Annotated in this window: 22 protein-coding genes; 18 read left to right on the plus strand and 4 right to left on the minus strand. The window is 71.0% G+C overall.

All coding sequences use genetic code 11. From position 1 onward, the window contains the following. Nucleotides 1–9: 9 nt before the first annotated feature. The 10 genes from DN771_RS10330 (at nt 10) to DN771_RS10375 (ending at nt 8,875) form a co-directional block, all read left to right on the plus strand. A complete protein-coding gene (locus tag DN771_RS10330) occupies nt 10–798 on the plus strand; it encodes an ABC transporter permease (protein ID WP_116997294.1) in 789 nt (262 codons plus the stop codon). Beyond that, the gene (locus DN771_RS10335; RefSeq protein ID WP_116997295.1) at nt 795–1,589 is read left to right on the plus strand and encodes an ABC transporter permease; all 795 of its coding nucleotides are present in this window, start codon (nt 795–797) and stop codon (nt 1,587–1,589) included. Before DN771_RS10330 ends, DN771_RS10335 begins: the two co-directional genes overlap by 4 nt. After that, on the plus strand, nt 1,574–2,443 hold the full coding sequence (locus tag DN771_RS10340; protein ID WP_205528527.1) for an ABC transporter ATP-binding protein: 870 nt from the start codon (nt 1,574–1,576) through the stop codon (nt 2,441–2,443). Before DN771_RS10335 ends, DN771_RS10340 begins: the two co-directional genes overlap by 16 nt. A gap of 3 nt (nt 2,444–2,446) precedes the next feature. Beyond that, on the plus strand, nt 2,447–3,697 hold the full coding sequence (locus DN771_RS10345; RefSeq protein ID WP_116997296.1) for an MFS transporter: 1,251 nt from the start codon (nt 2,447–2,449) through the stop codon (nt 3,695–3,697). A 58-nt stretch (nt 3,698–3,755) separates the two neighbouring features. Next, nucleotides 3,756–4,145, plus strand: a complete 390-nt coding sequence (ligA, locus tag DN771_RS10350) for a protocatechuate 4,5-dioxygenase subunit alpha (protein ID WP_116997297.1) — start codon at nt 3,756–3,758, stop codon at nt 4,143–4,145. Then, nucleotides 4,145–5,002, plus strand: coding sequence for a class III extradiol dioxygenase subunit beta (locus DN771_RS10355; protein WP_116997478.1), 858 nt, complete (start codon nt 4,145–4,147; stop codon nt 5,000–5,002). The genes ligA and DN771_RS10355 overlap by 1 nt, the downstream gene beginning before the upstream one ends. Further along, nucleotides 4,999–5,949, plus strand: coding sequence for a Gfo/Idh/MocA family oxidoreductase (locus DN771_RS10360; RefSeq protein ID WP_116997298.1), 951 nt, complete (start codon nt 4,999–5,001; stop codon nt 5,947–5,949). Before DN771_RS10355 ends, DN771_RS10360 begins: the two co-directional genes overlap by 4 nt. Nucleotides 5,950–6,054: 105 nt before the next feature. Continuing rightward, complete coding sequence (locus tag DN771_RS10365) at nt 6,055–7,200, plus strand: ATP-binding protein (RefSeq protein ID WP_116997299.1); 1,146 nt, start codon at nt 6,055–6,057, stop codon at nt 7,198–7,200. Between the two features lie 84 nt (nt 7,201–7,284). Further along, nucleotides 7,285–8,256, plus strand: a complete 972-nt coding sequence (locus DN771_RS10370; RefSeq protein ID WP_116997300.1) for an SMP-30/gluconolactonase/LRE family protein — start codon at nt 7,285–7,287, stop codon at nt 8,254–8,256. A gap of 169 nt (nt 8,257–8,425) precedes the next feature. After that, nucleotides 8,426–8,875, plus strand: a complete 450-nt coding sequence (locus tag DN771_RS10375) for a hemerythrin domain-containing protein (protein WP_116997301.1) — start codon at nt 8,426–8,428, stop codon at nt 8,873–8,875. 19 nt (nt 8,876–8,894) lie between these two features. On the opposite strand, the gene DN771_RS10380 is transcribed toward DN771_RS10375, so the two are convergent. Further along, nucleotides 8,895–9,809: a phytanoyl-CoA dioxygenase family protein gene (locus DN771_RS10380; RefSeq protein WP_116997302.1), complete on the minus strand. Its 915-nt coding sequence runs from the start codon at nt 9,807–9,809 to the stop codon at nt 8,895–8,897. A gap of 91 nt (nt 9,810–9,900) precedes the next feature. On the opposite strand from DN771_RS10380, the gene DN771_RS10385 reads away from it, so the two are divergent. After that, nucleotides 9,901–10,740, plus strand: a complete 840-nt coding sequence (locus DN771_RS10385) for a helix-turn-helix transcriptional regulator (RefSeq protein WP_116997303.1) — start codon at nt 9,901–9,903, stop codon at nt 10,738–10,740. A 24-nt stretch (nt 10,741–10,764) separates the two neighbouring features. On the opposite strand, the gene DN771_RS10390 is transcribed toward DN771_RS10385, so the two are convergent. Continuing rightward, nucleotides 10,765–12,189, minus strand: coding sequence for a lactate racemase domain-containing protein (locus DN771_RS10390; protein WP_116997304.1), 1,425 nt, complete (start codon nt 12,187–12,189; stop codon nt 10,765–10,767). A gap of 111 nt (nt 12,190–12,300) precedes the next feature. On the opposite strand from DN771_RS10390, the gene DN771_RS10395 reads away from it, so the two are divergent. Beyond that, nucleotides 12,301–13,182: an NAD(P)-dependent oxidoreductase gene (locus DN771_RS10395; protein WP_162941781.1), complete on the plus strand. Its 882-nt coding sequence runs from the start codon at nt 12,301–12,303 to the stop codon at nt 13,180–13,182. Nucleotides 13,183–13,216: 34 nt separating this feature from the next. Here DN771_RS10395 and DN771_RS10400 read toward each other — a convergent pair whose 3' ends face one another. Next, a complete protein-coding gene (locus DN771_RS10400; RefSeq protein ID WP_116997306.1) occupies nt 13,217–14,653 on the minus strand; it encodes a sulfatase family protein in 1,437 nt (478 codons plus the stop codon). Then, on the minus strand, nt 14,650–15,300 hold the full coding sequence (locus DN771_RS10405; protein ID WP_162941782.1) for a TetR/AcrR family transcriptional regulator: 651 nt from the start codon (nt 15,298–15,300) through the stop codon (nt 14,650–14,652). Before DN771_RS10405 ends, DN771_RS10400 begins: the two co-directional genes overlap by 4 nt. Before the next feature lie 179 nt (nt 15,301–15,479). Between DN771_RS10405 and DN771_RS10410 the strand changes: the two genes are divergently transcribed. The 6 genes from DN771_RS10410 to DN771_RS10435 all read left to right on the plus strand — a co-directional run bounded on the left by DN771_RS10410 (nt 15,480) and on the right by DN771_RS10435 (nt 24,168). After that, nucleotides 15,480–17,945 carry a beta-glucosidase gene (locus DN771_RS10410; protein WP_162941783.1) on the plus strand — a complete coding sequence of 822 codons (2,466 nt, stop codon included), beginning with the start codon at nt 15,480–15,482 and terminating at the stop codon, nt 17,943–17,945. Beyond that, nucleotides 17,942–19,498 carry an ABC transporter substrate-binding protein gene (locus DN771_RS10415; protein WP_116997309.1) on the plus strand — a complete coding sequence of 519 codons (1,557 nt, stop codon included), beginning with the start codon at nt 17,942–17,944 and terminating at the stop codon, nt 19,496–19,498. Before DN771_RS10410 ends, DN771_RS10415 begins: the two co-directional genes overlap by 4 nt. A gap of 113 nt (nt 19,499–19,611) precedes the next feature. Further along, nucleotides 19,612–20,556 (plus strand): ABC transporter permease, encoded by a 945-nt coding sequence (locus DN771_RS10420; RefSeq protein WP_116997310.1) that lies wholly within the window; start codon nt 19,612–19,614, stop codon nt 20,554–20,556. Next, nucleotides 20,553–22,481 (plus strand): dipeptide/oligopeptide/nickel ABC transporter permease/ATP-binding protein, encoded by a 1,929-nt coding sequence (locus DN771_RS10425; protein WP_116997311.1) that lies wholly within the window; start codon nt 20,553–20,555, stop codon nt 22,479–22,481. Before DN771_RS10420 ends, DN771_RS10425 begins: the two co-directional genes overlap by 4 nt. Then, nucleotides 22,478–23,473: an ABC transporter ATP-binding protein gene (locus tag DN771_RS10430; protein WP_116997312.1), complete on the plus strand. Its 996-nt coding sequence runs from the start codon at nt 22,478–22,480 to the stop codon at nt 23,471–23,473. Before DN771_RS10425 ends, DN771_RS10430 begins: the two co-directional genes overlap by 4 nt. Further along, the gene (locus DN771_RS10435; protein WP_116997313.1) at nt 23,470–24,168 is read left to right on the plus strand and encodes a phytanoyl-CoA dioxygenase family protein; all 699 of its coding nucleotides are present in this window, start codon (nt 23,470–23,472) and stop codon (nt 24,166–24,168) included. Before DN771_RS10430 ends, DN771_RS10435 begins: the two co-directional genes overlap by 4 nt. Nucleotides 24,169–24,376 lie beyond the last annotated feature (208 nt).

Genomic DNA, 24,376 nt, shown 5'->3' on the forward strand with positions numbered 1-24,376 from the left:
GAGTCGGGAATGACGTCACGCCGGCCGCTCCGCATCCCCGGATCGTGGGTCCGCGGAGCGGTCGGCGTGATCGTGCTGTTCGTCGCCCTCGAGCTGCTGACGCGGGCCGAGCTGGTGACGCCCGACTACCTGCCGCCGGCATCGGAGATCATCCGCGAGACGGTGTCGCTGCTCGGCCGCAGCGAGTTCTGGTCGGCGTTCTGGGCCACGATGCAGGCCTGCCTGATCGGTCTCGGCATCGCCACGCTGGTGGCGGTGCCGGTCGGGCTCGTGCTCGGCCTGTCCACGTGGGCGTACAAGGCGGCGATCACCATCGTCGAGCTGCTGCGGCCGATCCCGTCGGTCGCCCTGATTCCCTTGGCGATCCTCGTGTGGGGCCGCGGCACCGAGATGAAGGTGGCCCTCGTCGTCTACGCGTGCGTGTGGCCGATCCTGTTCAACACGATCTACGGCACGCACCACGTCGACTCGGTCGGCGCCGACACGGCGCGCGTGTTCGGCATGGGGTGGGTGAAGACGCTCGGCCGGGTCCACCTGCCGGCCGCCTCGCCGTTCATCTTCACTGGCATCCGCATCGCCGCGTCGGTCGCCCTGATTCTCGCCGTCAGCACCGAGATCGTCGCCGGCGGCGCCAACGGCCTCGGCATCCAGCTCGAGCTCGCTCGCAGCTTCGGCGACCTCAAGCTGTCCTACGCGTTCACCATCGTCACCGGGTTGATCGGCCTGGCGATGCATCTCCTGTTCGGGGCGATCGAGCGTTGGCGCTTCGCCTGGACCGCGCAGGCGGCGACGACATGAGCGGAGCCGGGACCCGGCCCGCAGGGTGGCTCCGCACCCACGCCACCGACGTGCTCGTCCGGCTCGCCGCGCTCGGCGCGCTGTTGGCGTTCTGGTGGTGGGCGACGGCCCGGGCCGATTCGCTGTTCTTCCCCACGCCCGACACGGTGTTCGAATCGGTGTGGAACGACTGGCTGAAGAACTTCGGCGAGTCGTGGAGCGAGAACTTCGGGCCGAGCCTCAAGCGCCTGCTGCTCGGCTTCGGTCTGGCCGCCGCCGGGTCGGTGGCGATCGGTGTGGCCATCGGACGGTCCCGCCGCTTCGGCGAGTACGTCGAACCGATCGTCCACTTCGTGCGGGCCGTACCACCGCCGGCGTTCCTGCCGCTGTTCATCATCCTGCTCGGCATCGAGGACGTGCAGAAGGTGGTGCTGATCGCCGTCGGCGTGTTCCCGCCGATCCTCCTCAACACGATCGACGGCGTGCGTGCGATCGATCCCCAGCAGTTCGAGACGGCCGCGGTGCTGCAGATCGGCTGGCGCCGCCGCATCACCCACGTGATCCTGCCCGCAGCCGCGCCGAAGATCTTCGCCGGCCTGCGCATCTCGATGTCGATCGCCGTGATCTTGATGGTGATCTCCGAGCTCTTCGCTGCGACCGATGGACTGGGGTTCCGAATCCTGCAATCGTCGCGGCAGTACCGCTACGTCGAGCTCTGGGCGGGCATCGTCGTGCTCGGCCTGGTGGGCACGTTGCTCAACGGACTGCTGGTCGCCGTCGAACGACGGGTGCTGAGATGGAGCAACGTGTGAGCCTCGAGTTCTCCGAGACGAAAGACGACATGGCCACCCCGATCGCCAACGACCATCCCGAGCCGCTCGCGCCGGCCCTGCTCGAGGTGGCCGACGTCCACCATCTGTACGGGCGCGGCACGAAGGACGAGTACACCGCGCTGAACGGCATCTCCTTCTCCGTCCGCGCGGGCGAGTTCGTCTCCATCGTCGGGCCGTCGGGCTGCGGCAAGACGACGCTCCTGCGCTGCGTCTCGGGTCTCATGCGGCCGTCGTCGGGCACGATCGCTGTGAACGGCGAGGTGATCTCGTCGGTCCCGCACGACCTCACGCTCGTCTTCCAGGACTACAGCCGCTCGCTGTATCCGTGGCTGCGGGTGGCGGCGAACGTCGACTTCCCGCTGCGCGACGCCGGCCTGCCGCGCGACGAGCGTTCGGCTCGCGTCGCCCAGGCGCTCGCCGACGTCGGGCTCACCGGCCACGAGCGCAAGTACCCGCGCCAGCTGTCGGGTGGGATGCAGCAGCGCGTGGCCATCGCCCGGGCGCTCGCCTACCGGCCGTCGATGCTGCTGATGGACGAGCCGTACGCGTCGGTCGACGCGCAGACCCGTGCCTCGCTCGAGGACATGCTCCTCGACGTCTGGGCCCGGCGGAACAAGACGGTGCTGTTCGTCACCCACGACATCGACGAGAGCGTGTACCTCGCCGATCGGGTGCTGGTCCTCTCGGCCGGGCCCTCGCGGGTGATCGCCGACATCGCCGTCGACATCCCCCGGCCCCGCGACCAGATCGACACCAAGGCCACGCCCGAGTTCGTCGAGCTCCGCGCCGAGGTGGCCCGGCTGATCCGCGACGCCGGGACCGCGCCACGGTGACCGGTGGGCGATCGTCCGATGTCGGTGTCGACACCAACGCCGACGTCGCAGCGGTCACGGCACGGCGAACGCGGCCTGATCGCCTTCCTCGGCGCGCTCGCCGGGTTGAGCGCGATGGGCATCGACGTGGTGCTGCCGGGCCTGAGCGACATCCGCGTCGCCTACGACCTGCCCGAGGACTCGACGCGGCTGTCGCTGATCGTCACGATCTACCTCTTCGGGCTGGGCACCGGCCAGATCTTCTACGGGCCGCTCGCCGACCGCTTCGGCCGCAAGCCGGCGGTGACGGCGGGGCTCGGACTGTTCGCCCTCGGCGCGGTCGGTTCGGCGCTGGCACCGAGCGTGACGGTGATGGTGATCTGTCGCTTCGTGATGGGCCTGGGCGCCGCGTCGCCACGGGCGATGAGCCTGACGATCGCCCGCGACCGGTTCTCGGGCGACGCCATGACCCGGGTCGTGTCGCTCGTGATGCTGTTCTTCCAGCTGTCGCCGGCGGTGGCCCCGCTGCTCGGCGAAGGGCTGCTGGCGATCGGGCCGTGGCAGGGAATCTTCGTGTTCGCCGCCGGGATCGCCGTGGCGATCGCGCTGTGGACGACCACGGTGGCCGAAACGCTCACCGACGACCGCCGGCTGCCGCTCACGTTCGCCCGCACGGCGCAGAGCGGCCGGACGATCCTGGCCTCTCGCTGGGCGCTCGGTCACGGGCTCGTGCTGATGTTCGAGTTCACGGCGTTCTACGTGTACCTCAGCTCGTCCGAGCTGATCTTCGACGACGTGTTCGACCGCGAGCATCTGTTCGCCGTGTGCTTCGCGCTCGGCGCGGTCATCCAGGCGGCCGTCAACCTCGGCATGTCCCGCCTCGCCCCGCGCTACGGCACGGCGAGGCTGATCGGCGGCGTGGTCGGGTCGTACGTGGTGCTCGGTGGGGTGTTCTTCGCCGTCACCGTGCGCGCCGACGGGCATCCCAACTTCTGGGTCTGGCTGGCGTTGCTGTGGCTGCTCAACGCCCTCCACGCCCTCGTGCTGACGATGGCCAACAGCCTCGCCATGCAGCCGCTGGCGGCCCTCGCCGGCACGGGATCGGGCCTGATCGGCACGATGTCGATGATGGGCGCGGCGATCATGTCGTCGTTGGTGGCCGCCACCATCGACGGGTCGGCGACGCCGATGGCCGCCGCCTATCTCGGCTTCGGCACGCTCGCCGGGCTCAGCCTGTGGTGGGCGCGTGGCGGCAGCCCGGTGGCGGTCAGATGAGTCCCGCCCCGCGTCTCCACGATGGCCTGGGAGGCGCCGACCGATCGGAGGGATCGGCATGATCGACAAGCCGTACACGGACATCCCCGGCACCACGGTGTTCGACGCCGACCGGTCCCGCCAGGGGTACTGGCTCAACCAGTTCTGCATGTCGCTGATGCAGGTGGTCAACCGCGAGCGGTTCAAGGCCGACGAGCGGGCCTACCTCGACGAGTGGCCGATGACCGAGGAGCAGAAGCAGGCCGTGCTCGACCGGGACATGAACCGCATGATCGGCCTCGGCGGCAACATCTACTTCCTCGCCAAGATCGGCGCCACCGACGGGTTGAGCTTCCAGCAGATGGCCGGGTCGATGACCGGCATGAGCGAGGAGGAGTACCGGGCGATGATGGTGGCCGGAGGGCGGCCGATCGAGGGCAATCGCTACACCAGCGAGTGGGGCGACTGATGGCGCGGATCTCGGCGTCGGTGTACACGTCGCACGTCCCGGCGATCGGCGCCGCCCTCGACCAGGGCAGGACGGGCGAGCCGTACTGGCAGCCGCTGTTCGCCGGCTACGAACCGTCGCAGACGTGGATGCGCGAGCACACGCCCGACGTCGTGTTCCTCGTGTTCAACGATCACGCCACCGCCTTCAGCCTCGAGATCATCCCGACGTTCGCCATCGGCCTCGCGCCGTCGTTCGCCGTCGCCGACGAGGGTTGGGGGCGCCGGCCCGTGCCCGACGTCGTCGGCCACCCCGAGCTCGCCGCCCACATCGCCCAGTCCGTCATCGAGCAGGACTTCGATCTCACGCTCGTCAACAAGATGGACGTCGACCACGGCCTCACCGTGCCGCTCTCGCTCCTGTTCGGCCAGCCCGACGCCTGGCCGTGCCCGGTGATCCCCTTCGCCGTCAACGTCGTGCAGTACCCGCCGCCGTCGGGACGGCGGTGCCTCGCGCTCGGCAAGGCCATCCGCCGGGCGATCGAGTCGTACGACGAGCCGCTCAACGTGCAGATCTGGGGCACCGGCGGGATGAGCCACCAGCTTCAGGGCCCGCGCGCCGGGTTGATCAACTCGGCCTTCGACCACGCCTTCATGGACCAGCTGATCGATGATCCCGAAGCGCTTGCTGCCAAGCCGCACATCGAGTACCTCCGCGAAGCGGGCTCGGAGGGCATCGAGCTGGTGATGTGGCTGATCGCCCGCGGCGCCATGGCCGACCTCGCCGGCGGTGCACCGCCGTCGGTCGAGCACCGCTTCTACCATGTGCCGGCGAGCAACACGGCCGTCGGCCATCTCGTCCTCGCGGAGGCTTCATGACCATCAACGTCGCGCTGGCCGGTGCCGGGGCCTTCGGCATCAAGCACCTCGACGCCATCGCGCAGATCGACGGTGCCCGCGTCGTGTCCGTCGTCGGCCGCACCCTCGAGCCGACACGCGACGTCGCCGAGCGCTACGGCATCGACCACGTCACCACCGACCTTGCCGAGAGCCTGGCCCGCGACGACGTCGACGCCGTCGTGCTCGCCACGCCCACGCAGCTGCACGCCGAGCAGGCGACCGCCTGCCTCGAGGCGGGCAAGCACGTCGAGGTCGAGATCCCCCTCTGCGACTCCCTCGCCGACGGCCGCCGCGTGGCCGAGACCCAGGAACGCACCGGGCTCGTGGCGATGGTTGGCCACACCCGGCGCTTCAACCCGAGCCACCAGTGGATCCATCGCCGGGTCAGCGACGGCGAGTTCGCCATCCAGCAGATGGACGTGCAGACGTACTTCTTCCGCCGCACCAACACCAATGCGCTCGGCCAGCCGCGCAGCTGGACCGACCACCTGCTGTGGCACCACGCCGCCCACACCGTCGACCTGTTCGCCTACCAGACGCAGAGCCCGATCGTCGACGCCCACGCGATGCAGGGTCCGATCCATCCCGAGCTGGGCATCGCCATGGACATGTCGATCCAGCTGCGCGCCGAGACGGGGGCGATCTGCACGCTGTCGCTGTCGTTCAACAACGACGGGCCGTTCGGCACGTTCTTCCGCTATATCGGCGACACCGGCACCTATGTCGCCCGCTACGACGACCTCGTCGACGGGCGGGACGAGCCGATCGACGTGTCGGGCGTCGACGTCTCCACCAACGGCATCGAGCTGCAGGACCGCGAGTTCTTCGCGGCGATCACCGAGGGACGCGAGCCGAACAGCAGCGTCGCCCAGGTGCTCCCGTGCTACGAGGTGCTCGACCGTCTCGAGCGCCAGCTCGCCGGCTGACGCGGCCGGCAACCTCTCGGTCGACGACGACCGGACATTCTCAGGACTCCCGCAGCCGTACGAATGACTGCTGCTGCCTTAGATATGCATGATAATCTAAAGTTGATGTTTGAGAGAGTCCTGCGACTTCCAGGCGCGGGAGAGAACTCGTTCTTCTTGTGGGGTCCGCGACAAACCGGCAAGTCGACGTTGTTGCGGGGCGCCTATCCGCAGGCCCATTGGGTCGACCTCCTCAAGGCCGACGAATACCGGCGCTACGTGGAACGACCGGAGCGGCTCCGCCAGGAGCTGGCGGCCCGGCCGGCAGACCACGTCGTGATCGACGAGGTGCAGAAGGTTCCCCAACTCCTCGATGAGGTGCACTGGCTCATCGAGAACAGCGGCACGACATTCGCGCTCTGTGGCTCCAGCGCTCGCAAGGTCCGGCGCGGAGGCGCCAACCTCTTGGGCGGCCGGGCGATCACCCTCGAGCTGCACGGCCTGACGGCGCATGAGCTCGCCGGCGACTTCGACCTCGACCGCATGCTCAATCACGGGACACTGCCGCATCTCAACGGGTCGGATCGACCGCGTCGGCGTCTCGAGGCCTACGTCGCCACGTACCTGCGCGAAGAGATCGCGGCGGAGGCGCTGGTGCGCAACGTGCCGGCGTTCTCGACCTTTCTCAACGTCGCCGGGCTCTGCGACGCCGAGCTCGTCAACTTCTCCAACGTCGCCCGGGAATGCGGCGTGTCGGGCCCGACCGTCAAGGCGTACTTCGACATCCTCGTCGACACCTTGGTCGGGCGTTTCCTGCCCGGGTACACGAAGCGACCGAAGCGCCGGGTCATCGCCGCGCCGAAGTTCTACTTCGCAGATGTCGGCGTCGCCGGCCATCTCGCCCGTCGGGGCACGGTCCAACGCGGCGGCGAGCTCTACGGCAAGGCGTTCGAGAACTGGCTCTTCCACGAGCTGACGGCCTGGAGCGCCTACACCGACCAGTACGCCACCCTCTCGTATTGGCGGTTGCCGAGTGGCATCGAGGTCGACTTCGTCGTCGACGACCTTCGGCTCGCCGTCGACGCAAAAGCGACCGAGCGGGTCACCAACACGCACTTGCGTGGACTCCGCGAGCTCTCCCGCGATCACCCCGAGACCGGACAGCGAGTGATCGTCTGCCTCGAGCCGCGCCCTCGGCGCACCGACGACGGGATCCTCGTCATGCCACCTGCCGATTTCTGCGCCGCGCTCTACGCCGGCGAGTTCCAGTAGCGCGTCGAGCTGGCGCGTGACCCTCGAGCGGCGCGAGTGTCGGGGCCGTCACACGACGGCGTTGCGGAGGAGGAACACCCGCCCATGAGCACCACGTCCACCATCCCGGCAGTCCTCGAGTCCTGCGACCCGCGGTTCGATCGCTACGGGGGCGACAGCGTCGTCGAGAAGATCCATCTCGGGTGCCGGTGGGCCGAAGGTCCGGTCTACGTGCCGGCGGGGCGCTACGTGCTCGTCAACGACATCCCCAACGACCGCACGCTCCGTTGGGACGAACGCACCGGCGACGTCACGGTGGTGCGCGAGCCGGCGGGGTACGCCAACGGTCAGACGCTCGACCGCATCGGCCGGCTGGTCGTCTGCCAGCAAGGGCCTCGGTGCGTCAGCCGCCTCGAGCACGACGGCTCGTGGACGGTGTTGACCAGCGAGCACGAGGGCCGCCGCCTGAACAGTCCCAACGACGCCGTGGTGCGCAGCGACGACAGCATCTGGTTCACCGACCCGTCGTACGGGATCGACACCGTGTACGAAGGCCACCCTGCCCCGAGCGAGCTCGACGGCTGCCACGTCTACCGCCTCGATCCGGCGACCGGGGACCTCGCCGTCGTGGCCGACGACTTCGAGCGGCCCAACGGTCTCGCCTTCTCCGCCGACGAGTCCACCCTCTATGTCGCCGACACGCGGCGCAACCACATCCGTCGCCTCGCCGTGACCGGCGACGACCTCGCCACCGGCGAGGTGATGTACACCAACGACTCCGGTGTGCTCGACGGCATCCGCCTCGACGCTCTCGGCCGCATCTGGGCCGCCACTGGCGACGGCGTGCACTGCATCGATCCCGACGGCACGCTCCTCGGCAAGCTCGTGCTGCCCGAGCCGGTCTCGAACCTGGTGTTCGGCGGACTCAAGCGCAATCGCCTGTTCGTCACGGCCACCACGTCGCTGTACTCCATCATGCTCAACGTCGCCGGCGCGCCGCCCGTGTGGGCGACGCCCGCTCCCCGGACCGATACTGCGATTCGACGATCGACGAGCGCGTCGCCACCCGCCGTGTGACGTGACGGCGGTGTCGCTCCGCCCGAGCCGTTCAGATGACGGCCACTGCAATGCTCTCGTTCATAGAGCAAATGCGCTCGCTCATTCAGAGCAGACACCGCTCGTGCCCCCGGCGTTCCAGTACGGTCACCGACCGGGGCGACCCGATGCCGAACGCTGAAGGAGTGAGATGACGATCTTCGAGGACCTGCGGTCGAGCCACGAGGTGCAGCGCTCGTTGACCCGAAAGATGACGCACGGTCGGGCGTCGGCCGACAACCGGCGGGCAGCGTTCCTCGCCCTGGCCAAGGAGCTCGACGCCCACGCGACCGCCGAGGAGCGGCACCTCTACGTCCCGCTGCTCCTCGACGACGCCGGACTGTCCGTCAGCCGGCACGCGCTGGCCGATCACCACAAGGCCGAGGAGCTGGTGGAACAGCTGCGCGGCGTCGACCCGACGACCGAGACGTTCGCCGAGCTCGCCAGCCAGCTGTCGGAAGAGGTGCGGGACCACCTCGACGAGGAAGAGCACGGCACGTTTCAGCTCGCCGGCAAGCTCCTGTCGAAGTCCCGGCAGAAGCAGCTGGCCCTCGAGTACCGGGCCGAGTACGTCAAGCGAGGCGGCGTCGCCCAGTTCTGACGCGGGTCGGACGCCACGCTCAGCCGTCGGTGCCACCGGGCTGAACTGCCGCCCGCACGTGGGGTCGGGAGGCGTCGACGGTGCCCTTGAACGCGTACGGATCCTCACCGGACACGACCACGATGTCGCGGTAGTCCCAGCGGCCGGCGTGGACGTCGGGGGGCGGCGGACCCCACGGCAGCATCGAGTGGGCGTTCATGTAGTGGTTGACGAGTGCACGGCGCATGCCGGCCCGACCCGTGTTGGGCAGGGAGCGATGCAGCAGATGCCCGTCGAACAGCAACACGTCGCCGGCGGCGAGCTCGACGGGGACGGCGTCGGCGTCGGCGTGGGGGAAGCCGTAGGCCTCGACCGACTGGTCGAAGCGTTCGTCGTGATGCTCGCCGGCGGGGTAGATCACGCCGGGCGCGTGCGAGCCGGGCAGGACCCACAGACAGCCGTTGTCGATCGACGCGTCGTCGAGGGCGATCCACGCAGCCGTCAGTGAGCGGTCCCGCGTCGGGATGAAGTACTCGTCCTGGTGCCACGCCTGCCCGGGCTTGCCCTCGCCCTTGGTGAAGAACATCGACTGCATCGCCTTGACGTCGGGGCCGATCAGCGTGTTGAGCACCTCGACGATGCGCGGATGCGCCAGCGCCTCGTGCATCACCGGCGACAGCTTGTGCGGGAAGTGGATGCACGCGTACCGACGAATCACCTCGCCGTCGGGCTCCCCAGGGTCGGCCGGCGCGAGGCCTTCGACCGGGCCGAGCTCGCCCCGCACGATGCGCGTCCCCTCGTCGAGGAGAGCGTCGACCTCGTCACGGGTCAGCACGCCGGGCATGATGACGAAGCCGTCGCGTCGGTAGTCGGCCGCCCGGTCGGAGCCGGCGTCGGCCGAGGTGGGCCGCACGTTCGCCGGAGACTGAGTGGGCGCGGTCGATGTGGTCACCATCTGACTAGGATCCCGCGAGATCGGCCGCACTACCAGAGACCAGACACACGAAAACCTGGATGATCTTGACATCGGCCGGGTCACCGTCAACGTGCGTCCGGCCCTGTTCACGTATCCGCCGGGCGCCACCTTCGGGCCGCGCACGCTGCGCGACTTCGAGTTTGTCTGGGTCGTGCGAGGCCGCGCCGAGTGGCAGCACCTCGACCTCGACGAGCGAGTGACGCTCGAGCCGGGGGTACTGCTGCTGGCCCGGCCAGGTATGCGTGACCACCTGCGCTGGATCGCCGACGAGCCGACGATCCACGGGTACGTCCACTTCGACCTCACACCGCGACCGGACAGCGACGGTTGGCCGTCGGTGAGGCGTCATGCCATCGCCCCGAGTCCTCTGCCGGCCCTGCTCGACTACCTCGTCTGGTTGGCGGCGACCCCGGGGGCCACGCCGGACGAGGTCGAACGGACCGTGGCCACCGTGCTGCGCATCTTCGTCGCCGGCTCGCTACCCGACCTCGCCCCGCCCGCGGAGCCCGAGCCGCTCGCCACGGCACTCGACCACGTGCGGAACGAATGGTCGCGCCGGGTCCGGGCGATCTCGCTCGGCGAGCTGGCGGACGTCGCCGGTGTCAGCGCCGAGCACCTCACCCGGCTGTGCAAGCGCCACGCCGGCGTCAGCCTCGCCACCGCCCTCGAACTGGCTCGCCTCGACGTCGCCGACGAGCTCTTGCTCCGCACCAACCTCACGGTGACGGAGATCGCCCGAACCTGCGGCTACGACGACCCCCTTTACTTCTCCCGGCGCTTCCGTCACCACTACGGCCACTCGCCCCGTGCCCATCGACAGCGCGGCGGACGAACCTCGCCCGTCGACGCTGCCGGCCTCCGCACCTTCGCCGACCGCGTCCGACCCGTGCGCCACCCCGCCGGTCGGTAGCGGCCCGCGGCGTGGCCCGCTCGGTCAGGCGCGCGCGGCCGTGAGGTGGAACGCCGGCTTCGACAGCTCGGGGACGACGAGGACCTTCGGGTCGTTGCCGACGTGCCGGGCCGCCTCGGCGAGGGCGGCATCGACGGACGGCACGGGGATGGCGCCCATGCCGCGGGCGTAGCCCGGCGACGTGGCACCGGCGACGTAGACGGCGGCGGCGAGCTCGCGGGCGAGACCGCCCATGTAGACCATCGAGAACGGGTGGAACGGGTGGTAGCCGTGGTGGAACCGGTAGAGGTAGACCCACTCGGGGTCGGTCGCCACCTCGTCCTCGAAGCGCACCATGTCCGACGGGCGGTCGACGGTCTGCAGCAGGTCGTAGACGGCCCGGTAGCACGGGAACTCGTGCTCGTTGAACCAGCCGTCGCACACGGAGGTGGCGATCACCACGGGGTTGGGCCGCAGCGCCCGCTTCGCCCGAGCCAGCGAGGCCCCGATCGCCTGCGCCAGCAGGATCGGGTTGGAGCCCATGCCGTTGCCGTAGTGAAAGCTGCGCGGCATGCCGATCATCAGCACGTCGGCAGGGTCGCCGGGCACGGTCATCTCGGTGCGGGCGCCGGCCAGCGGCCACGTCGCCTGCTCGACGTCGGGGATCCGCCCGGCGGCCACGCCGAGCTGGCGGGAGCGGCTGTCGAGCACGGCGTCGATCGTGAAGAACGGGCGCGGCATCGCCGACTCGATCCGCTGGCCGATCGCCCGCAGCTGGTCGCGGAAGTGGCTGTCGGTCGAGATCGGCACGAAGTCGTCGCGGTACATGCTGCGCGGGCTGTGGTGGCAGCGGATCGAGCGCCAGGTCGTGAGCCCGGTCGCCGGCATCTTGTAGCCGCCGCTGAACCCCCCGTACGGGTTGCCGGCGGCGTGGCTGATCAGCACGGTGAGGTCGCTCTCGACGACCCGCCGGTTGACCTCGACCACGTCGCCGCACTCGGAGTCGTCGAGGGCGACGATGCCGTCGGGGTCCTCGGCGTCGTGGTTGACGACGTTGGCGGCGGGCAGGCGGGCGAGCGTCTCGGCGCCGAGGTACGACTCCAGCTCGTCGCGCCGGTTCTTGCGGTGCAGGCCGATCGCGCACACCACGTTGATGTCGGCAGCTCTCACGCCGGCCGCTTCGAGCTGGTCGAGGACGATCGGCAGCGTCACCCGGCGGTGCGCCGTGGCGTGGGCGCCGCCCTTCACCCGGTCGGGTACGGCGATCGTCACCGTCGACCCCGGACCGACGAGACCGGCGATCGGCTCGCAGCCGAGCGGTGCCCCGATCGCGGCGCGGGTGGCGGCGACCGGATCGTCGAGCGGAGGCGGCTCGACGTGGCCGAGCTCGGGGCCGACGACGACCGCGGTGTCGGGCAGGTCGACGTTCACGTGGCCGTCGCCGTACTCGAGGCGCACTGGCTTGCTCATCTCGTTCGTCTCCTCGGGTTCGGTCGATGCCGGCGGGCTGCGCGCGACCGGTCGGTTGCGGCCTGCCGATCGGTGCTGTCATGCTCGGCCGTCGGCACGAAGGGAGCAGCTGTGGAGCAGATCGCGGTGATCGGTGTGGGACGGATGGGATCGGCGGCGGTGCGGGCGCTCGCCGCCGCGGGCCACCGCGTGCGGTGCTTCGACGTGTCGGCCGAGGCGATGACCGCCCTCGCCGACTTCGCGTCGCCGAGCGGGTCGGTCGCCGAGGCAGCGGCCGACGCCGACCTCGTGCTGCTGTCGCTGCGCGGCCCCGACGACGTGGCCGAGGTGACCGCCACCTTGCGCGACTCGATGCGGGACGGCTCGATCGTCGCCGACCTCAGCACCGTCGACCCCGAGACCTCTCGTGCCGCGGCGGCGACGCTCGCCGCGGCCGGCGTGGCGTACCTCGACGCGCCGGTGCTCGGCCGGCCGGAGCGAGCGGGTGTGTGGACGATCCCCTGTGGCGGTGACGCCGACGCCGTGCGCCGCGCCGCCGGAGTCCTCGAGGGCACGATCGCCCAGCGCGTCGTGCACGTCGGGGCGTCGGGCAGCGCGAGCGTGCTGAAGCTGATGAACAACCTGATGCTCGGCGCGATCAACGGCATCACCGCCGAGGCGCTCGCCGTGTGCAGCGCGGCGGGGCTCGACCCCGGCGTCTTCGTCGACGTCGTCGCCGACTCCGGAGCGGCCTCGGTGAGCCCGATGTTCCGCGACATCGCCCCGCGCATCGTCGACGGCGACTTCACGCCGACGTTCACCGTCGGGCTGATGCACAAGGACAACCGGCTCGCCGTGGAGGTGGCCGAGCGGGCCGGCGTGCCGCTCGTGGTCGGCCGCGCCGTCGACGAGCTCAACCGCCGGGCCCTCGACGACCACCGCGACGAGGACTCGTGCGCCGTCGTCAAGCTGTTCGAGGCGGCGACTGGGATGCCGGCGCGCCGCCAGGCCTGACGAGCGCGATCGCCGACCGAGCCGGCAGGCGCCGTCATCGTCGGCCCTGACCCGGAACGGGCAGCTCGACGGCGGGCCGGCGCGGGTCCTCCTCCCACGGCACGACGTCGGCCGTCTCGACCATCCAGCGCAGCACGGTGTCACGCAGCTCGGCCTCGACCTCGGCGACGTCGGGGTCGCCGGCGCGGTTGACGAGCTCACCGGGATCGCCGACGCGGTCGTACAACTCGGGCGGCTCGTAGAGGCGCCACACGTACGCCCACTCGGCGGTGCGCACGGCGACCGCCTTGCCGGCGATCAACGGATCCTCGTGCTGCATGCCGGCCTTGATGTCGTAGGGCCACGGCGCCCGCTCGAGCAGCGGCTCCTCCTCGATCGTGAAGCCGGCCTCGGCGAACGTGTGCGTGCGGTGCGCCGCATCCTCGTCGGCCAGCAACGGCAGCAGGCTGCGACCGAAGTGCGTGTGCCGCAGCTCCAGATCGGCCAGCTCGGCGACGGTGGGCACGAGGTCGACCATCTCGACGAGGGGGTCGCGCCGCTCCCCCTCCGGCACGCCGGGTCCGGCGAGCAGCAGCGGCGTCCGCAGCAGGCACTCGTGGAGGCCCGACGTCCACTTCTCGATCAGGCCGTAGTCGCCGAGGTACTCGCCGTGGTCGCTGAAGAAGGCGACGACCGTCGACCCGCCGGCGCCTGACGCGTCGAGCGCCCGCACGATGCGGCCCACGTGGGCGTCGAGCCGCGACACCATGCCGGCGTAGGTGGCACCGATCTCCCGCCAGCCGCCGGGGTCGACGCGCTCGAGCCCGAAGCGGTCGCGTAGCGCCTGCATGTACAGCGGCTCGTACCCGGTCGGTCGCGGCCGTGGCTCGGGCATCGACGCGCGGTCGTGCAGCGAGAACCACGGCTCCTCCACGCCGAACGGCGGGTGCGGGAAGAACAACGGCACGTACAGCACCCACGGCTCGCGCGGCGGCTCGGTCAGCCACGTCTCGACGGTGCGCACGGCCGCCTCGTCGACGTGGAGCACGCCGGTGGGGTCGGTGCGACCCGTGTAGTAGGTGCGTGGCTCCCCGTCCTGCGGTGTGCCCCACTGCGTCGGCGTCGGCCGTTCGAGGTACCCGTACTCGTCGCAGCTCACCTCGGTGGTGCCCGGGGCGAACGTGTCGCCGCGCTCGCCGACGTGGGTGACGTGGTAGCCGCCCTCCTTGAGGGCCCGCAGGAGGTTGGGCTCGTCCGGGCGCAGCAGGTGGTACAGGCTCCGGTGGCCGCGCACGTGTGGGTACCAGCCGGTGAGGAACGACACCCGGCTCGGCGAGCACACGCTGTGCTGCACGAAGGCGCTGGTGAACGTCGTCCCGCGGGCGGCGAGGGCGTCGAGCTCGGGCGTCCGGGCGTCGATGCGGCCGAACGCGCCGAGGGCGTCGGCGCGCAGCTGGTCGGCCACGACGATGACGAAGTTCGGGCGGCTCACTTTGCCGCCTTCCGCCGCCGGGTGCCGGTCGTCTTCAGGCTGATCGTCGTGGCCAGCTGGCCGAAGTACGTCTCGTACCGGGCGACGAGCTGGCCCGGCTGCGGGTCGAGCAGCCACTGGATCAGGGCGCCGTCCATGAACGCCACGATCTGCGAGGCGATCGCCGCGCAGTCGACCGACCGGTCGATGTCGCCGCGCTCGCGCGCCGTCTCGAGGATCTTCTGGGTGCGGTCACGGACGATGCGGTAGCGGTCCTGCAGGTACTCGTGACCGACGTTGTTCGGCGTGATGCTCTCGCCGATCAGCACGACGAACAGCTGGGCGAGGCCGATCTCGCGCTCGTTGGCCCTGGCGACCTCCGGGTAGTGGCTCCACAGGTCGGTGATGTCGGCCCGGTCGAAGTACGGCTGGAGGATCGCCCGGTCGCGCCGGTCGCGCTCGGCCATCACGGCGAGCAGGAGATTGGCCTTCGAGCCGAAATGGTGGAGCACCCCGGCGTGGGTCATCCCCGCCCGCTCGGCGACCTCGGCCAGGCCGGTCCCGCGCGAGCCCTTGGTCGCCCACAGCTCGATCGCCGCGTCGAGGATCTCCTGACGCCGTGCCTGCTTCAGTCTCGCCCGTCGTTCCTGGGTGCTCTCGACGCTCACGGTGCTCCTCGATGCCGCTGTCGGTGTCGGTGTCGGTGTCGGCGCGTTGCGGTCCCTCCTGCGGTGGTGGGGCACCTCCTCCGCGGCACCCGCCCCCTTGACCTCACTTTCAGAACCCTAATACGCTTACAGGTCTGAAAGTGAATGGGGGAAGTGTGCGAATCGGTGAGGACGAGCGAGTGAGCGAGCTGCTGCGCGAGCGGCGGATCGCGCTGAGCTCGGGCGCCGACACCTGGCACACCGTCGACGTCCCCGAGCTCGGGCTGCCGGCGCTGCGCGTCAGCGACGGACCCAACGGCGTCCGCGGCCACATCTACGACGGCGATCCGTCGGTGTGCTTCCCGTCGGCCAGCACGCTCGCCGCGACCTGGGACGTCGAGCTCGTCCGCGACGTCGGCCGGGCGCTGGCCGCCGAGTGCCGCCGCAAAGGCGCCGGGCTCCTGCTCGCGCCGACGGTCAACCTCCCGCGCTCGCCGCTCGGCGGCCGCAACTTCGAGATGTTCTCGGAGGACCCGCACCTCACCAGCCGCCTCGCCGTCGCCTACATCGCCGGGCTCCAGCGCAACGGCGTCGGCGCGTGCGTCAAGCACTTCGTCGGCAACGAGTCCGAGCGCGATCGCCACGTCGTCTCCTCCGACATCGACGAGCGCACGCTGCGCGAGACGTACCTGCGCCCGTTCGAGGCGGCGGTGCGCGAGGCCGGCGTCTGGGCGGTGATGACCGCCTACAACCGGCTCAACGGCATCCCGACGTCGGACCACGCCTGGCTGATCGGCACGATCCTGCGCGGCGAATGGGGCTTCGACGGCCTGGTGATGTCGGACTGGGGCGGCACCCGCTCGACCGTCGCTGCACTGCGGGCCGGACTCGATCTGGAGATGCCCGGCCCGCCACGACGCCGCGGCCCGCTGCTGGTGCAGGCGGTGGAGCAGGGCGAGCTGACCGACGACGACCTCACCGCGGCGGCCGCCAACGTCGTGCGCCTGATCGAACGGGCCACGAACGCCGAGCCGCCCGACGACGCCCCGTCGGACGACGAGATCGACGACATGCTCCATCGCGCCGCGGTCGAGAGCCTCGTCCTCCTGCGCAACGAGGGCGTGCTGCCGCTCCCGCAGGGCCTGCGCGTCGCGGTGATCGGCCCCAACGCCGACCCCGGTGAGATCCAGGGCGGTGGCAGCGCCCGGGTCACGCCGATCAGGCAGATCTCGCCGCTCGCCGGCCTCGCCGACCACCCGGCGACGACATCGGTGGTGTACGAGCCGGGCTGCCGCATCGGCAAGCACTGCACCCCGCTCGCTGCGCCGCGCATCCGCTACGGCGAGGTGGACGGCGCCTGCCTCGAGCTGTTCGACCGTCTCGGCTGCGCCGGCGAGCCCGTCGCCGTTCGCCACGTGCGCTCGATGTCGCAGCACTTCTACGGCACGGTGCCCGGGTTGGTGGACGCCAGCCGCTTCTCGGCCCGGCTCACGGCGACGTTCCGTGCCGAGCACGACGGCGTGCACCGCCTGGGTCTCGCCAGCGCCGGCTCGGCCCGCGTGCTCGTCGACGGGCAGGAGGTCGTGGCGACGAGCTCGACGGACGGTGCCGGCGTCACGCTGTACGGCTGGGGCAGCGCCGAGTCGGTCGTCGATCTCGCTCTCGAGACGGACCGCACCGTCGAGCTGGTCGTCGAGTTCGACCGCGACACCGACTCCCCGCTCGGTGGGATGCTCGTCGGCCTCACGCCCCCCGACCCCGCCGACCTGTTCGAGCGGGCGGTCGCGGCCGCGGCGGCCGCCGACGCCGCCGTCGTGGTCGTCGGACTCGACGGGTTCTGGGAGACCGAGGGCCGCGACCGCGACATGTTCGAGCTGCCGGGACGTCAGGACGAGCTGGTGCGCGCCGTCGCCGCCCGCAACCCGCGCACCGTCGTCGTCGTCAACGCCGGCTCGCCGGTGGCGATGCCGTGGGCCGACGACGCCCCGGCGATCCTCCACGCCGGCTACCCCGGCGAGCTGTTCGGACGCGGCGTGGCCGGCGTGATCTTCGGCGACGCGTCGCCGTCGGGCAAGCTCGCCGTCACGTGGCCGGCCCGCCTCGCCGACGGCGCCGCCCATACAGACCATTCGGCCGGCCCGGCCGAGGGCGAACCCGACGACGGCCCACACGTCGTGTACGACGAGGGCGTCCACCTCGGGCACCGCCACTTCGACCGGCACGGCATCGAGCCGCTGTTCGCGTTCGGCCACGGCCTCGGCTACACGACCTTCGCCTACGGCGAACCAACCGTCGCCGCTTCCGGGCCCGGCACGGTCGTGATCGAGCTGCCCGTCGCCAACACCGGCGACCGCGCCGGCGTCGAGGTCGTGCAGCTCTACGCGTCGTGGCCGGAGAGCGACGCCGATCGCCCCGTGCGCCAGCTCCAGGGATTCGCCCGCGTCGAGGTCGGGCCGGGAGCGACGGCGACCGCCTCGTTCACGCTGCGCGCCGACGAGCTCGCCCGCTGGGACCCCGACGGCCACCGGTGGGTGGTCGACGACGGTCCGATCACCGTCACGTTCGGCGCGTCGAGCCGCGACCTGCGCACGTCCGTCACTGTCGCCGTCGACGGCGCATCCGTCTCCAACCAGAGCAAAGTCACCACACAGGGGGAACCACAATGACCAGATCACGTCATCCGTTCCGGCGCGCCGCCGTGCTCGCCGCACTCGCCGTCGCGACGTCGGCGCTCGGGGGCTACGCCGCCTCGGCGTCGGCGCCCGACGAACCGGCCGCCGAGGCGGTCGAGCCGCAGGGCACCGTCCGCGTCGCCACGCTCGTCGACCGCCAGACGTTCGACCCGCACATGTCGGAGATCGGCAACTTCCTGCAGTACCTGCAGCCGGCCTACGACACGCTGATGCGCATGACCGCCGACGGCGAGATCGTGCCGATGCTCGCCACCTCGTGGGAGTACGTCGACGACACCAACACGCTGCTGGAGCTGAAGCTCCGCGACGACGTCACGTTCAGCGACGGCGAGGCGTTCGACGCCGACGTCGTCAAGGCGAACATCGAGCGCGGCCTCCAGTCGACCGGTCCCCGCGCCGCGCTGATCGGCTCGATCGAGTCGGTCACCGTCGTCGACCCGACGACGGTGCAGATCCAACTGTCGGCGCCCGACCCGATGCTGCTCATGGAGCTGACGTCGGTGATGGCGATGATGATCAGCCCGGCCGCCCTCGACAACGAGGACCTCGACCTCGTGCCGGTCGGCTCGGGCCCGTACCTCTACGACGAGGGCGCCTCGACACCCGGCGACAAGTACGTGTTCAACGTCAACCCGGACTACTGGGATCCCTCGATCCCGCGCGCCGAGCGCCTCGAGCTGACCGTCATGACCGACGCCGAGGCCCGCCTCAACGCGGTGATCGCCGGCCAGGTCGACATGGCTCCGGCCACCGCCGAGCAGGCGGCGCCGGCCGAGTCGGCCGGACTCGACGTGCTCACCGAGCTCGTCGGCTGGGTCGGGTTCTCGCTCGCCGACCGCGACGGCACCGCCGTCCCGGAGCTCGCCGACGTGCGCGTGCGCCAGGCGATGAACCACGCCGTCGACCGCGACGCGATCCTCGAGACGCTGGGTCTCGGTCTCGGCGAGACGACGACGCAGATCTTCCCGCCCGGGTCGCCGGCGATCACCGACGAGGTCAACCAGATGTACCCGTACGACCCCGAGCTCGCCCGCGAGCTGATGGCCGAGGCGGGCGTCGAGAGCTTCACGATCCCCGTCACCACCAACGCCCGCCGCCAGACGTATGTCGAGGCGGTCGCCGGGTACCTGTCGGAGATCGGCATCACCCTCGACATCGAGCTGATCGACGCCGGGTTCATCGAGACGTGGCTCGACGGCAACCACCCGATGCCGAACGTCATCTTCGGCGGCCGTCACCCGTTCGAGATGACGAAGCTGTTCCTGCTCGAGGACTCGTCGTTCAACCCGTACCACACCGCCGACGAGACGATCGCCACCCTCTTCGAGGAGGCGGTCGCCGCGCCGGACGAGGACGCCATGTTCGAGAAGTTCATCGAGATCAACCAGCACGTCACCGAGCAGGCGTGGTTCCTCGTGACCCACTTCGAGTCGATCGTCTACCTCGTCGGGCCCAACGTGTCAGGCGTCGAGACGTACCCGAACCAGGCCGTCCCGTCGATCTACGGCTGGTCCGCCGAGTCGTGACGCCGGCAGCTCGCGCCGGGGTGTCGCCTCACGGTTGGTGCCTGGCGCCAACCGTGAGGTGCACGCCTCGGCGCGGGCTCGGCACGCCTCGAGCAGTTCTGAGGAGCTGAAGCATGCTGCGACTCGTCGTGCGGAGGCTGCTCACCACGATCCCGCTGCTGATCGTCGTGTCGCTCGGCGTGTTCGTGCTGCTCCAGTTCGTGCCCGGCGACCCGGCGTTCACGATCGCCGGCGAGACCGCCTCGCTCGAACAGGTGGAACGGATCCGCGAGCAGCTGGGCCTCAACGAACCGCTCACCGGGCGCTACCTCAGCTGGCTCGGCGACGCCGTGCGCGGGGATCTCGGCACCTCGCTCTTCTCCAGCCAACCCGTGTCGGAGGCCGTGCTCGACCGCCTGCCGGCGACGCTGTCGCTCACCTTCGTCTCGCTGCTCGTCGCCCTGATCCTCGGCATCACCGCCGGCGACATCGCCGCCGTCCGCCCCGGCGGCCTGCTCGACCGCACCGTGACGACGCTGGCGTCGATCGGCCTGTCGGTCCCCAACTTCTGGCTCGGTCTCCTCCTCGTCACGGCGTTCGCCCGCTGGGTGCACTGGCTGCCGCCGACCGGCTACGTGGCCCTCACCGAGAGCCCCGTCGACTGGATCCGCTCGCTCATCCTCCCGGCCATCGCCCTCGGCTCGTCGGCGAGCGCCGCCATCGCTCGCCAGACGCGCAGCGCCCTCGTCGAGGTGCTCCAGCGCGACTACATCACCGCCGCCCTCGCCCGCGGCATGAGCTTCAAGCGGGTGTTGCTCAAGCACGGCCAGAAGAACGCCGCCATCCCCCTGCTCACCGTGATCGGTCTGCAGGCCGTCGCCCTCCTCGGCGGCAGCGTCGTGATCGAGCAGGTCTTCGCGATCCAGGGCATCGGGTCGCTGGCGATCACTGCGGTGTCACGCCGCGACCTGTCGATGATCCAGGGCATCGTCGTGCTCTCAGCCGTGGTGGTCGTGGCCGTCAACCTCGTGATCGACCTGCTCTACGGCTGGGTCAACCCGAAGGCGAGGGCCCGATGACGGTCGCCGTCGAGCCGGCCCCCACGTCGACGCCGACCCCGACGCCGGACTCGCCCGCAGCCGGGCGGTCCGTGCGGTGGCGCCGCATGTGGCGCCGGCCGACGACGGCGATCCCGCTCGCCTTCCTCGTCCTCCTCGTCCTCGCCGCCGTGCTCGCCCCTCTGCTGACGTCGTACGACCCGATCAAGAACGACCTCTCCAACGCCTTCTCGTCGCCGACCGGCGACCACTGGCTGGGCACCGACGAGCTCGGCCGCGATGTGATGTCGCGCCTGTTGCACGGGGCGCGGGTGTCGCTCCTCGCGTCGGCACTCGCCGTCGGCGTGGCCGTCGTCCTCGGCTTCCCGCTCGGCCTCATGGCCGGCCTGCGGGGCGGACGCCTCGAGCGCTGGACGATGGGCATCACCGACGGGCTGATGTCGATGCCCGGGCTCATCGTGATCATCGCCGTCGTCGCCGTGTTCGGCAACAGCCTCGTCGCCGCCATGCTCACGCTGGGCGTGCTGCTCAGCCCCGGCATCCTGCGCATCGTGCGCGCCGTGAGCGTCGACGTGCGCCACGAGCTGTACGTCGACGCCGCCCGCACGCTCGGCCTGCCGACACGCACGATCGCCCGCCGCCACGTGCTGCCCCACGTGTTCCCGGCGCTGATCGTGCAGATCTCGCTCACCATGGGCATCGCCCTGCTCGCCGAGGCCGGGCTCAGCTTCCTCGGCGTGGGCATCCAGCCGCCGCGGCCGAGCTGGGGCGGCATGCTGTCCAAGGCGAGCAGCTACGTGCACCGCCAGCCGTTCCTCGTCCTGCCGCCCGGCCTCGCCATCAGCGCCGTCGTGCTCACCCTCAACGTGCTCGGCGACGGCATCCGCGACCAGCTCGGGGCCGGCCTCCGGCGCCCGCCCCGCCCCGGCCGCGCCGCCCGACCGAACACCCCGGCCCCGTCCGCCGGTAGCGACACGGCGATCGTCGACGTCGCCGGCCTGACGATCTCCTTCCTCGATGCCGGAGGCGAGACCCTCGACGTGGTGACCGACGTGTCGTTCCAACTCGAGCGCGGCGAGGTGGTCGGCCTCGTCGGAGAGTCCGGCTGCGGCAAGACGATCACCGCCATGTCGCTGCTCGGACTGGTCCCGGCACCGGGACGCGCCACCGGTTCGATCCGCATCGACGGGCGACAGATCGTCGGCGCCCCCGAACGGGAGCTCAAGCGGGTGCGCGGCGGCGTCGTCGGGCTGGTGTTCCAGGACCCCGTGAGCAGCCTCGACCCCGCGTTCACGATCGGTGACCAGATCGCCGAGGCGATCGAACTGCACACCGACCTGTCCCGCCGCGACGTGCGACGGCGCGTCGTCGAGCTGCTCGAGCAGGTCGGCATCCCCGACGCCGAGCGGCGTGCCGGCGCCTACCCCCACGAGTTCTCGGGCGGCATGGCCCAGCGGGTGATGATCGCCGCCGCCCTCGCCGCCGACCCGCAGGTGCTGATCGCCGACGAGCCGACGACCGCGCTCGACGTGACCGTCCAGGCCGACATCCTCGAGCTGCTGCGCCGCCTCCAGGTCGAGCGCCAGCTGACGATCCTGCTCGTCACCCACGACCTTGGCGTGGTGGCCGACCTGTGCCAGCGGGCGATCGTGATGTACGCCGGAGAGATCGCCGAGCACGCCACGGTCGACGACCTCTTCGCCTCGCCGCAGCACCCGTACACGAAGGCGCTGCTGGCCTCGCTGCCCGAGGAGGGCGGCCGCGGCCGATTGGGCACGATCGCCGGCACGGTGCCGGCGCCCGATCGGCGCCCGCCCGGGTGCCGCTTCGCGCCGCGCTGCGCCTTCGCCATGCCCGAGTGCTCCGCCGGGCCGATCGAGCTGCGCCGGAAGGACGACCGGGCCGCTCGCTGCATCCTCGTGCCGGGCACCGAGGTGGACCGGTGAGCGAGCCGCTGCTGACGATCGACGACCTCGTCGTCGAGTTCACCGGACCACGGCGCATGTTCGTCGGCCCGCGCCCGGTGTTCCGCGCCGTCGACGGCGTGTCGCTGACGATCGACCGCGGCGAGACGCTCGGTTTGGTCGGCGAGTCCGGCTCGGGCAAGACGACCACGGGGCGCGCCGTGCTCGGCCTCGTGACGCCGACGTCGGGCCGCATCGACTTCGAGGGCCACGACATCGCCGGCATCGCGCCGACCGACCGGGGGCGGATCATCCGCAACCTCCAGGTCGTCTTCCAGAACCCGTACTCGTCGCTGAACCCGGCGCTCACGGTGCGGACGATCCTCGACGAGGCGGTCTCGGTCGCCGCGGACGGGCCCGACGGCCGCGACGCGGAGAGGCTGCTCGAGCTCGTCGGCCTCGACCGCACCCACGCCGACCGCTACCCGCACCAGTTCTCCGGCGGGCAGCGCCAGCGCATCGCCATCGCCCGCGCCTTGGCCGTCAACCCCCGCCTCGTCGTGTGCGACGAGCCGGTGAGCGCCCTCGACGTCTCGACTCGGGGGCAGATCATCAATCTCCTCGAGGACCTCCGCGAGGAGTTCGCCATGGCGTACCTCTTCATCGCCCACGACCTGACGATCGTGCGCCACCTCAGTCACCGCATCGCCGTGATGTTCCGCGGGCAGCTGATGGAGGTCGGCGACGCCGACGCCGTCGCCAGCGAGCCGGCGCACCCCTACACCCGGTCGCTGGTCGCCGCCGTGCCTGTCCCCGACCCCGCGCGGCAGCGCCAGCGCCGCACGGAGCGCGCCCGGCTGATCGCCTCCGGGCCGGCCGGTGCGGTCGGCCCGGGCGGGTGCCCGTTCCGCGGCCGCTGCCCGCAGGCCCACGACACGTGCGAGACCGTCCGTCCGGTGATGCGCCCTGCCCCCCACGGTGGCACGGTGGCCTGCCACCTGTACCCCGCCGAGGAAGGCGCGACCGACCGATGACACCGGTGCTCGACCAGTCCCAGATCGACCGCTTCCACCGCGACGGCTTCACCGTCGTCGACCGGCTGGTGCCCGACGACGCGCTGCCGGTCCTGCGCGCCGCCTACGACGAGCTGATCGACGGTGGCGGAGCGCCCGGCGACCGGCTGCTCGGCGGCCTCACGCGCCAGGTGATGCGCCCGGCCGACACGCACCCCGTCTTCGCCGACAACCCGGCGTTCCGGCTCGGCGTGCAGATCGCCCGACAGCTGGTCGGCGGACCGGTCCGGCGCGAGTTCGACATGCTGATCTTCAAGCAGCCGGGACATCCGCACGAGACGCCCTGGCACCAGGACGCGTCGTACTCCGAGCTGCCGTTCGCGCCCGCCGGCGCCGCCGTGCCCCTCGGCGCGCTGCAGTTCTGGGTGGCGCTCGACGACGTCGACACCGAGAACGGCTGCATGCACTTCGTTCCCGGGCGGCAGCACACGCTGTTGCAGCACCACGTGGCCTCCGGCGATCCCGACGACCCCGGACGCCTGCTCGCCCTCGACGACCCGGCGGCGCAGCTCGACCTGTCCACCGCCGTCGCCGCACCACTCCGAGCCGGCGGCTGCACGATCCACTCCTACGGCACGCCTCACTACACGCCGCCCAACCGCTCGGCGACACGTCCCCGGCGGGCCTACATCTTCAACCTCGCGCCGGCCGACTGAACGCCCGCGAGCTCGTGTTCCGGGAGATCGGTCGCCGCCGCCGTGGACGGGCGTTCGCGTCATCCAGCAGCGACCATCCGGGCGCTGTGGGATGACATGAACGCAGCCACGGGCGTCGGCGCCGGGCGTGGCTGCGGCCGGTCACGATGCCATGCTGAGCCCGTGACCATCGAACACCTGCGCCTCGTCATCGACGATGCCGTACTCA

Origin of the sequence: Desertimonas flava (genome assembly GCF_003426815.1) — a bacterium.
Taxonomy (GTDB): domain Bacteria; phylum Actinomycetota; class Acidimicrobiia; order Acidimicrobiales; family Ilumatobacteraceae; genus Desertimonas; species Desertimonas flava.

What these genes read in the sequence shown, in the direction of transcription:
- DN771_RS10330 (WP_116997294.1), top strand. Translation starts at nt 10, where the DNA reads ATGACGTCACGCCGGCCGCTCCGCATCCCCGGATCGTGGGTCCGCGGA.
- DN771_RS10335 (WP_116997295.1), top strand. Translation starts at nt 795, where the DNA reads ATGAGCGGAGCCGGGACCCGGCCCGCAGGGTGGCTCCGCACCCACGCC.
- DN771_RS10340 (WP_205528527.1), top strand. Translation starts at nt 1,574, where the DNA reads ATGGAGCAACGTGTGAGCCTCGAGTTCTCCGAGACGAAAGACGACATG.
- ligA (WP_116997297.1), top strand. Translation starts at nt 3,756, where the DNA reads ATGATCGACAAGCCGTACACGGACATCCCCGGCACCACGGTGTTCGAC.
- DN771_RS10355 (WP_116997478.1), top strand. Translation starts at nt 4,145, where the DNA reads ATGGCGCGGATCTCGGCGTCGGTGTACACGTCGCACGTCCCGGCGATC.
- DN771_RS10360 (WP_116997298.1), top strand. Translation starts at nt 4,999, where the DNA reads ATGACCATCAACGTCGCGCTGGCCGGTGCCGGGGCCTTCGGCATCAAG.
- DN771_RS10365 (WP_116997299.1), top strand. Translation starts at nt 6,055, where the DNA reads ATGTTTGAGAGAGTCCTGCGACTTCCAGGCGCGGGAGAGAACTCGTTC.
- DN771_RS10370 (WP_116997300.1), top strand. Translation starts at nt 7,285, where the DNA reads ATGAGCACCACGTCCACCATCCCGGCAGTCCTCGAGTCCTGCGACCCG.
- DN771_RS10375 (WP_116997301.1), top strand. Translation starts at nt 8,426, where the DNA reads ATGACGATCTTCGAGGACCTGCGGTCGAGCCACGAGGTGCAGCGCTCG.
- DN771_RS10380 (WP_116997302.1), bottom strand. Translation starts at nt 9,809, where the DNA reads ATGGTGACCACATCGACCGCGCCCACTCAGTCTCCGGCGAACGTGCGG.
- DN771_RS10390 (WP_116997304.1), bottom strand. Translation starts at nt 12,189, where the DNA reads ATGAGCAAGCCAGTGCGCCTCGAGTACGGCGACGGCCACGTGAACGTC.
- DN771_RS10415 (WP_116997309.1), top strand. Translation starts at nt 17,942, where the DNA reads ATGACCAGATCACGTCATCCGTTCCGGCGCGCCGCCGTGCTCGCCGCA.
- DN771_RS10420 (WP_116997310.1), top strand. Translation starts at nt 19,612, where the DNA reads ATGCTGCGACTCGTCGTGCGGAGGCTGCTCACCACGATCCCGCTGCTG.
- DN771_RS10425 (WP_116997311.1), top strand. Translation starts at nt 20,553, where the DNA reads ATGACGGTCGCCGTCGAGCCGGCCCCCACGTCGACGCCGACCCCGACG.
- DN771_RS10435 (WP_116997313.1), top strand. Translation starts at nt 23,470, where the DNA reads ATGACACCGGTGCTCGACCAGTCCCAGATCGACCGCTTCCACCGCGAC.